The organism is Paenibacillus plantiphilus, from assembly GCF_927798095.1.
Classification (GTDB): Bacteria; Bacillota; Bacilli; order Paenibacillales; family Paenibacillaceae; genus Paenibacillus_Z; species Paenibacillus_Z plantiphilus.
In genome coordinates this window covers 1-1,341 of sequence record NZ_CAKMMF010000075.1, presented here as the reverse complement: position 1 = coordinate 1,341, position 1,341 = coordinate 1, and the positions used below count along the sequence as shown (strand labels likewise).

The 1,341-nt window shown below is 44.6% G+C and carries 2 protein-coding genes; both read left to right on the top strand.

The window, feature by feature from the left end; translation table 11 throughout:
* On the top strand, positions 1–758 hold a 758-nt coding region (locus L6H65_RS26385), incomplete at its 5' end, for a copper amine oxidase N-terminal domain-containing protein (protein WP_236347750.1).
* A 292-nt stretch (positions 759–1,050) separates the two neighbouring features.
* A partial coding sequence (locus L6H65_RS26380; protein WP_236347748.1) for a stalk domain-containing protein occupies positions 1,051–1,341 on the top strand: 291 nt, incomplete at its 3' end.

The window sequence follows — 1,341 nt, the reverse complement described above, 5'->3', positions numbered from 1 at the left end:
TGTTCCATTCGGGAACGACGAAAGTGACGTTAACGATCGGCAAGAAAGAATATGAAGTGAGCGACAAGAAATTAAATATGGACACGGTGGCGCTGTTAAAGGATGGCCGGACCTATGTCCCGGCAAGGTATGTGGCCGAGGCCTTCGGCGCAGCGGTTAAGTGGGAGCAGGTCATTCGCACCGTCTATGTAACGACGCAAGGAAGTACATCTACGCCAGTGAAACCAGAGGAGAAGGAAAAAGGAACAACCACCTATTTCGATGGGATTCCATTTAATAATGTGAGGGATATTGATGAGCTTGAACGGATGTCGGTCGATAAAACCGAAGAATTCGTACTGAAATTAGCCGATCAGCTAACCTTTGTGAAGGAGAACGGGAAGTATGTGATTAAGTGTACGTACCCTAAAATCCCGGAAGCTTATGAGTGGTCGTTCGGGGTTCGGGTGCATTTTAAAAAGGGCGGTTCCATTAGTTACAACCCAATTACAAAGTTTAAAGAAAACCGGGTTCCCAATAGTGGCTCGTTTACAAAAGCTGTCCCAATATCAAATGCCAGTGAGGTGGAGTATTTCAATATTATTATGTTGGTTAGTCTAGAGAAGAGCCTTGGAGGTACGCTACCTCAAAGTACTGGTGCATTCAATATTGTGGTAGAACCGGGTGTTTCAAAAAGCGCGATTTATATTCCCCAATCTGGCGAATATCCGCAAGTAGAATATAAAGACTTTGATTTCAACAAAATGTTTCAATGGTAAATCAACAGAAGATAGGAGGGGGGAGTAAGATGAGACGTTTATTCAGGCTTCCCCTAGCTATGGTAATCATCGGGTTGTCTATTCTATGGATTCAGGAAGGAAATATGGCGCGGACAAAACGATAACGGATAAGGAATTAGGAATAAACCTGTACAATGCGGAGATAGTGTAGTTCCATTCTATTCATGGCTAAAGTCATTAAAGAATTATGCCAGGGGAATCCTATTTGTACGATGTATATGGCGTCCGACAATTCGCTAACATATGCAAGGACTGCAAAGGAGATTGAATCATGAAGAAGCTCAATATGTTAAAAATGGTGGTTGTAACATTCTTATTCAGCATGACCTTGATAGGTTCCATGCCTGTCGAAACCTCCGCTCTGAGTATGCCTTTGCGTGCGGTCGTGAATGGGGATCGGCTGTACTTTCCGGATGGCCAGCCATTCGTAGATGCACAGAGCCGGATACAGGTTCCGATCCGCTTTATTGCCGAAGCACTGGGGGTACAGGTGAACTGGGATGGAAAAACGAAGAAAGCCTTGTTCCATTCGGGAACGACGAAAGTGACGTTAACGATCGGC